The organism is Gemmatimonadota bacterium (assembly GCA_026706345.1).
Lineage (GTDB): Bacteria > JAAXHH01 > JAAXHH01 > JAAXHH01 > JAAXHH01 > JAAXHH01.
This window is the reverse complement of the sequence record JAPOYX010000187.1, coordinates 1-6,958: the sequence shown is the minus strand read 5'-3', so window position 1 is coordinate 6,958 and position 6,958 is coordinate 1. Positions and strand designations below refer to the sequence as shown.

Genomic DNA, 6,958 nt, shown 5'->3' with positions numbered 1-6,958 from the left:
AACAAGACCGAGGTCTCCTCGTCGGCAAGCAAGGTCAATTCCTGAGGAACCACGCGTTCGATATCGTTCCTCCAGACGAGACCGACGATTTCCTCTCTAGAGTTGATATCGGGAACGTATTCCGTAATGGTGGTTCTGGTTCTAACTAGTTCCTGACGCTTCGTCTTCTCGGCGCGACGCAGTCGGCCCATCAGGTCGCATAAATGCTTGACGCCATCATCTTCAGATATATACGACACCCACTTCTTCAGTTGTTCGACATCCGATAACGACAGGTTTTCCTTCGACAGATCGAACAACAAACCCGGTTCAATCGATAACTCATTCAGCGTATCTGCCAGTAGTTGGAGTTTTTCCAGCCATTCCCGTAAACGGGCGAGTAAATTAAGTCTGAACTCCTGGACCGATTCCAGTTCCCAACTTGCGTACTGTTCGTCGTAGAGTCTCCTCCAATGCCGTAATAGCAATGTGCAAAGGATGGTCGCCTGCTCTTGTAACCCGGCTGATTCACCTCCTTCGTTGTTTTCGAGTGACGGGTCGGATTCACTCATTGAAACTTTGAAATTGGCCAGGGCTACTATGATCTTGTTTATCTCCGACGTCCAGTACTCACTATCGATTATAGATTCCGTTTGCTTCGCCAACGATTCAAAATCCCGTAGATATCGCTCCAGATGTTCTATCGGCACATCCTCATTGGCTGCCAACTCCTTCTCCGCAATTCGAAGCGCTGTCTCGTTCTCTGCGAAAGGATTGTGTCGCCCCAGCCACCGGCAGATTCTCCCCTGTTCGGCTTCAGTCTCTTCCTTTAGGTGCGACCGAACATACTCTTCCTTCGCTAAGGGAAACCTCGCTTGAATTTCGGACAATACCTCTTGTAGTTCATTCGACAGTGAATCTGCTGTCATATCCGTAGTCATGCCGTTGTCTTGTCTTGCAAACGATCACAGTCCTGACGTCGCAATCTCATTTCTCGCAACTGATTGTCGACACTTTCCCAGGAGATTTTAGCAACTTCACCGGGGACGAACGGAGTGTCCAGTTCATCCTTGAATCTGGACCTCTTGGCTTGGATTTGCTCAATTACCGTATCAAACTTGTTACTCGTTTCTACTATTTCATGCTGTAATGCCTCAACGAGCCTTGGGTTGACGTCTTCTTTCTTGTCGCCTTTATGAAATAACACCTTGGGTTTGTACGAATCGATTTGAACCCAACTGTTGTTGTAGTAACGCCTGTCTACCTTTTCTATTTCGCAGGTTCCCTGACCGTCAAAACAACACTGAAACTCCTGTAATTCGGTTCCATTCTTATCGATAGGATGAAACTTCTCCCGGGTTTTCATTTTGGCGATTGGGATGTAGAAAGTTTCGCTATCCCTTTGGCATTCGAAGTGCTGCTTGTTACCAATTGTAGATGTCCTGTAAACATTTCTTCTATGATAAAGTTCTCTATCGATTTCCTTCTCCAACTTTTCCTTCTCTGAATCAATTTCATCAAGACTAAACTCCGTCTCAAAGCCCCGGTCTCTTACGGCTTTCTCGACGATTTCGATTACTACGGGGCAGTTTTCCTTAGTCGACCAAAGACAATGGCGCAACAATAAACAGTCGACCAGATTCACCTCGTCTCTGCCACAAAAGAACGCGGCGGCCTTGAGCAGGATTGCCGCTCTCTGCCAGCGCCGATCAGAAACATAGACATCCAGATCTTCTCCCTTTTCTTCAAATGCCAACCGAATGTCCTGTATGACGTTTAGGGCTTCCTGTGAAAGGTCGACTTCATGCAGACGCTTGCTCCATTCCTCCCACTCCCCCTGATTTACAGACAGACCTTCTGGCAGATCCACTACTGGGTGAGTGGGCTTGGAGTTCAAAAGTGCATTGAAACTAGGCACATCTTCCATCGGAGAAATGTTCAGCCGAACTAGAAAGCGGTCATACATGGCTTCAAGACCATATCCCGGGGGCGGTGTTTCATTCGAGGCGGCAATCAACGCTTTTAACGGTACGCTTTCCACTTCGGTTCCGTTGCGAAATACCTTCTCGTTTATGATCGTTAGGAGTGTATTCAGAATGGAAGGGCTTGATTTCCAGATCTCGTCCAAGAACGCAAAATCCGATTGGGGCAGAAACCCCTCCCGTCCTGCGCAGAAGGTTGTCTTTCTTCAGCTCAGTAATCGAGATGGGGCCAAATACCTCTTCTGGCGTACTGAACCGATGCATCAGGTATTCGAAGTAGCTGTTTGTTTCAAAAGCTCGGGATATACGGCGGGCGATGAGGCTCTTGGCCGTTCCGGGTGGACCAAATAGGAAGATGCTCTGATCTGACAAGGCAGCTAGGAACGAAACCGCTATAGTCTCTTCTCGTTCATGGATCCCTTCATTCAAGCATCTGGTTATTTCTGTTATTCGTTGCTTTAGTGTCATTTCCCTTCCCTTCGATAAGCTCTGCTTCGCATTCCGGATTCCGTTTGTCTTCAAGTTCGTTCACGTGATCAACTCAATATCCACAGGAAAATGCCGTTGTCGCCCAGACGTTCGGCAACAACGGCAATTCGGTTGCTTCAAAGTGTTTCCAAGCTCAGTCCCGTTGACTCGAATCACTCTATGGGAGTCGAGTCGGTCTCCTGCATCACCAGATTGTAAGCATCCTTGATGTTTGTTTTCAGTTCTTCAAGATCCTTGCCTTGACTGAACACTCCTGGAACTTCACGGAGTGTTCCAACATACCAGCCTTTTTCAATCCATAAGTCCAAAGTAAAGTTTAAAGTCATGATGGCTCCGTATTTTCGTCAGGCCAATCATGTATCTCAAGTAGTCATTTCAGCGATGAACTCACTGGCTTTGAGTATCTCGATACCAATGAGTTCACCCTTATCATTGCATTCCACCGTAATATCGGGACTGAGTTCTATACTGATGTCTTCCGGTTCGTCCGAGATCGTCAGGTGCATGACGTCTTCTTGCTCAAAGTATCTCAGCTTCGTCATCGCATTAGACCGGTCCGGGGGAGTGCCAACAACCCGCAAACCGGCGTGACCTCCCCCGGACTTCAATCCCTCTAGTACTTCACCGTACAGCCGTAGGCCCGGGTCATCCCGACCGGCACTTCCTTGCCGGCGAAAACCGCGTCGAAGGCCATGACGACGTAATTGTCGGCCTTGGGAATGTCGGCGATGTTGGCCGAGTTGATGCTGTCGATGGCGCCCATGTAGATCAACGTGCCTTCCGGGTTGATGATGTACATATGGGGCGTGTGGGTGGCGCCGTACGTCCTGCCGACGTCGCCGTTGCCATCGAGCAAGTAGGCGTCCACGGTCGACGCGTGCTTCTTCAGGCGCTTGTGGATTTCTTCATTGGAGAACTGGCCCTGCTTGCCAGCGGCCGACGAGTTGACGGCCAGCCAGACCACGCCCTGCTCGCGGTACTTGTTCTGCAGGCCCTGCATGTTCTTGGCGTCGTAGTGCTTGGCCACGAAGGGACAGTCGTAGTTGATCCACTCAAGGACCACGTACTTGCCGCTGTAGTCCGAGAGCGTCACGCTGTTGCCATTCGTATCCGTCAGCGTGAAATCCGGGGCCGCTTTCCCCACCTTGGCTTCCCCGGCGGCCATCGGCGTGGAAAAGTTTACCAGCAGGAACGCGGCGGCAACGGCCACCACGGCTGCCGGTATCAGAATCCTCTTCATGGAAATCCTCCTTGTGAATAGTAACGTCGAACTGATTCAAATTCTACCTGCTGGCAGCGCGCCCGCTTTCCACCTTCTTCAACGCATCCAGCACCAGGCCGGGCGTGAGCAGTTCCGGCAGGATCTCCGGTTCGGAATCCGGACTGCCCGTATACAGCACGTACAGCGGGACGCTGTTGCGACCGAATTCGGCGAGCGCCTGTGTGATCTCGGGGTCCCTTGACGTCCAGTCGGCCTGGACCGTGACCACGCCCAGGGTCTCGAACTGCTCCACCACGCGGCTGTCGCTCAACGCCACGCGCTTGTTGACCTGGCAACTCAGGCACCAGGCTGCGGTGAAGTCCACGAAAACCGACTTCCCCGAAGCGCGCAGTTCCCGCACCAGTTGCCGGGAGAAAGGTTCCCACTCCAGGCCCGCGCTGTTCGCCGGCGCCGCGGCGGTCCGTTCCGCATTGGCCGGAGCGGGCACCTGGCTCAGTACGGCGGTCATGCTCGCGACAATGATCACCGCGGCCGCGGCACGAGCAGCCAACCTGGAACGGCTGCCGGAAGCGATGCCTCCCCAACGGCCGAGAATCCAGCTTCCGAGGGCCACCAGCACCAGCAGGACCATCACCAGGGCGACCAGGTTGGGGTCCGTCTGGAGGTTCAGCACCCAGAGCAGCCAGACCACGGTGGCCATCATGAGGAAACCCATGAACTGCTTGAAGGACTCCATCCAGGCGCCGGGTTTCGGCACGTACCGCAGCAGGGCGGGTACGGATGACAGGGTCAGGTAGGGCAGGGCCATGCCCAGGCCGAGGAACCCGAAGATCGCCAGGGACTGGACCGCCGACTGCGTCAGGGCGTATCCCAGGGCCACGCCCATGAACGGCGCGGTGCACGGCGTGGCCACGACCGTGGCCAGGACGCCGCTCAGGAAGGATCCGCCCAGTCCGCTCCCCGAATCCATCCGACCGCCGAGCCCGACCAGCGACGTGCCGATCTCGAAGACGCCAAAGAGACTCAGGCCGAACATGAAGATGATGACCGACAGAACGACGATGAAGGCCGGCGACTGGAGCTGGAATCCCCAGCCCAACTGCTCTCCCCCGGCCCGCAGGGCGATCAGGACGGCCGCCAGCGCGAGAAAGGAAACCAGGACGCCCGCGGTGAAGACCAGGCCGTGCCGGCGGGCCTTTGCCGGGTCGTCGCCCGCCTGGTGGATGAATCCGAGCACCTTGATAGACAACACGGGGAGGACGCAGGGCATCAGGTTGAGGATCATGCCGCCCACGAGGGCGAAGAGCAGGGCCTGCCACAGGCCGGACACGAGATCGCCCGAAACCGCCGTGGCCGCAAGGCCGGAGATCGCCGAACCGTCGCCCGAGCCGGACGATCCTGGCGATCCAGGCGGTCCGATGGCAGCGACCGCCGCCGGCAGCACATCGGCGTAGACGGCGCTCACGGCCAGTGCGCGCTCCGATCCGGGGCCGCGCCATCCATCCGGGGATACCAGCACGCCCGCGATCTGTTGCGGCCTGTCCGTGTAGAAGCCCGACCGGCGCATCGTCAACAGGTACCCTGTCTCCGTCATCTCCAGTTTCTGGAGAGATATGTAGTCGATCAGGTCTGCGTTGTAGGGGTAGAACTCGGCGCTGGTGAGGTTGCCGGAGAACCATTCGGGCGGGGTGGCGTGAAGCGCCACGGTGGAATCGGAGATGGCGGCGTCGACGTGCCATCCGGGCACCGCGACCGGAAGGTTTTCCCGGGCGCGGGCAAAAAGATCGGTCCATCTCTCATCGGCCTGGGGCGCGTCCGTGGAAACGGGCAGCGTCACCTGGTATCCGGATTCTCCCGGAAGACAGATATCCGCACAGACCAACCAGGACGCGAAGGCCCCGACGTCGACCGTGCCGCCGGGCTCCAGGTCGGCCGGAGGCGTGATTTCCACGAGCAGGAGCGTCTCGCCTTCGTACCCGTAACTGGCCAGGATGTCGAGTTCGATCTTCTGGGGATAGGGCCAGTTGATCTCTCCGGCCTGGAACCCATCGGGAAGCGTCCAGTGTATCTTCGTGGGCAGGCCCGAATCGGCGGGGTTGCGCCAGTAGGTGTGCCAGTGCTCGTCCATCTTCATCCTCAGGCCGGCCCAGAAAGGCTGCCCGGGTTTGATGGACGTCGTCTCCACGACCAGTTCCGTTTCCATGTAATCGGTGCGGACCGCCTGTCCATGGACGGACCAGGTGCCGGCAACGAAGGCGATCAGGATCGCCAGCGTCAGTAAGGTGGCGCGCAATGATTTCATGGCGTGTTGAGTTGATTTCATGCCGTGTTTCGGGTCGCGCGGGTGGATGCCGCGCTGTGCAGGTTCGTCGATGCCTACCGGTTTACTATGACGACCAGCTAATCCAACCAGGCCGGCGATAGCCGCTCGAACCTTCATGCGGCGGTACAAGTACACAAGCACAATATGGCCATAGAAACGTCCCGGTGTCAAGCCGCATCGGGGCGCGGGGCCGGCTGTCCGTCCGCATTCACACGCCGAACCAGTAGTTGAACTTGACGATGAATATGTTCTCCGACTCGCCGCCGAACAGGTTGCCGAAGTCTCTGCCGATGTCCAGCGTCCCGTTTTCGTCCCGTTCGCTGCGGGTCTGCTGCCAGACGAGGAACACCCGGGAACCGGGCCGGTACTCCCAGCGCAGCACCACGTTCATGCGGAGGGACTGGATGTTGAAGTCCCGGTCCGAGAAATTGATTTCCGGCATCCCGTCCCCGTCGAAGTCGAGGTAACGGTATCCGTCGTCTGGATCGATAAAGGACCGCGATCCCTCGTTCAGCACGTCGAAATCGAAACTGCTCGCCCTGAGCAACTGCTTGTAATTGAGATAATCGCCCGAGGAAAGCAGGGGCTGTGCATACAGTTGCAAAGTCAGGTCGGGCGTAAAGGCCACGTTCATCCGGGTCTCGAGGGAGAAGGAGCGCCGTTGCAGGTCCGAAAAAACGTACCGGCTTCCATAGGTCGGCCCGTAGGCCAGGGCGTCGGTCCGGGTAACATACTGGGCCGCGTTCCGTTCCCAGCTGAAGTTCGGCGAAAACTCCAGTTCCCAGTTCGCGGTAGGACGAATGGAGGCTTCGACCCCCGTTTCCCACTCATGGCCGCCCCGCTGGGACCGCTCGTAGTCGAACTCGGTTTCCAGGGTGATCCGCTTACTCCTGTCCGTGCGGATTCCCAAGTCGAACGAATATGAGCCGGGGTCCTCCATCACGGGCCCGCCCCCGGGCCGCG

The 6,958-nt window shown here is 56.5% G+C and carries 7 protein-coding genes and 1 pseudogene; all 8 read right to left on the bottom strand.

Translation table 11 applies throughout. The features are described from left to right. The coding region (locus tag OXG98_13005) for a hypothetical protein (GenBank protein MCY3772921.1) at positions 1-920 on the bottom strand (920 nt) is incomplete at its 3' end. After that, the gene (locus tag OXG98_13000) at positions 917-2,107 is read right to left on the bottom strand and encodes an AAA family ATPase (GenBank protein ID MCY3772920.1); all 1,191 of its coding nucleotides are present in this window, start codon (positions 2,105-2,107) and stop codon (positions 917-919) included. The genes OXG98_13000 and OXG98_13005, both read right to left, overlap by 4 nt. Before the next feature lie 97 nt (positions 2,108-2,204). Next, positions 2,205-2,429 (bottom strand): annotated as a pseudogene (locus OXG98_12995) (AAA family ATPase). Positions 2,430-2,602: 173 nt separating this feature from the next. Beyond that, on the bottom strand, positions 2,603-2,776 hold the full coding sequence (locus tag OXG98_12990; GenBank protein MCY3772919.1) for a type II toxin-antitoxin system HicB family antitoxin: 174 nt from the start codon (positions 2,774-2,776) through the stop codon (positions 2,603-2,605). A gap of 36 nt (positions 2,777-2,812) precedes the next feature. Continuing rightward, on the bottom strand, positions 2,813-2,992 hold the full coding sequence (locus tag OXG98_12985) for a DUF2283 domain-containing protein (protein ID MCY3772918.1): 180 nt from the start codon (positions 2,990-2,992) through the stop codon (positions 2,813-2,815). Positions 2,993-3,063: 71 nt separating this feature from the next. After that, complete coding sequence (locus OXG98_12980) at positions 3,064-3,690, bottom strand: thioredoxin family protein (protein MCY3772917.1); 627 nt, start codon at positions 3,688-3,690, stop codon at positions 3,064-3,066. Between the two features lie 43 nt (positions 3,691-3,733). Then, positions 3,734-5,995, bottom strand: coding sequence for a protein-disulfide reductase DsbD family protein (locus OXG98_12975; GenBank protein MCY3772916.1), 2,262 nt, complete (start codon positions 5,993-5,995; stop codon positions 3,734-3,736). Positions 5,996-6,203: 208 nt separating this feature from the next. Next, positions 6,204-6,958 (bottom strand): DUF5916 domain-containing protein (locus tag OXG98_12970; GenBank protein MCY3772915.1); only part of this gene is annotated, 755 nt, incomplete at its 5' end.

Coding starts and splice junctions, on each gene's coding strand:
- OXG98_12990 (MCY3772919.1), bottom strand. CDS start 2,776: ATGACTTTAAACTTTACTTTGGACTTATGGATTGAAAAAGGCTGGTAT.
- OXG98_12985 (MCY3772918.1), bottom strand. CDS start 2,992: ATGACGAAGCTGAGATACTTTGAGCAAGAAGACGTCATGCACCTGACG.
- OXG98_12980 (MCY3772917.1), bottom strand. CDS start 3,690: ATGAAGAGGATTCTGATACCGGCAGCCGTGGTGGCCGTTGCCGCCGCG.
- OXG98_12975 (MCY3772916.1), bottom strand. CDS start 5,995: ATGAAATCAACTCAACACGCCATGAAATCATTGCGCGCCACCTTACTG.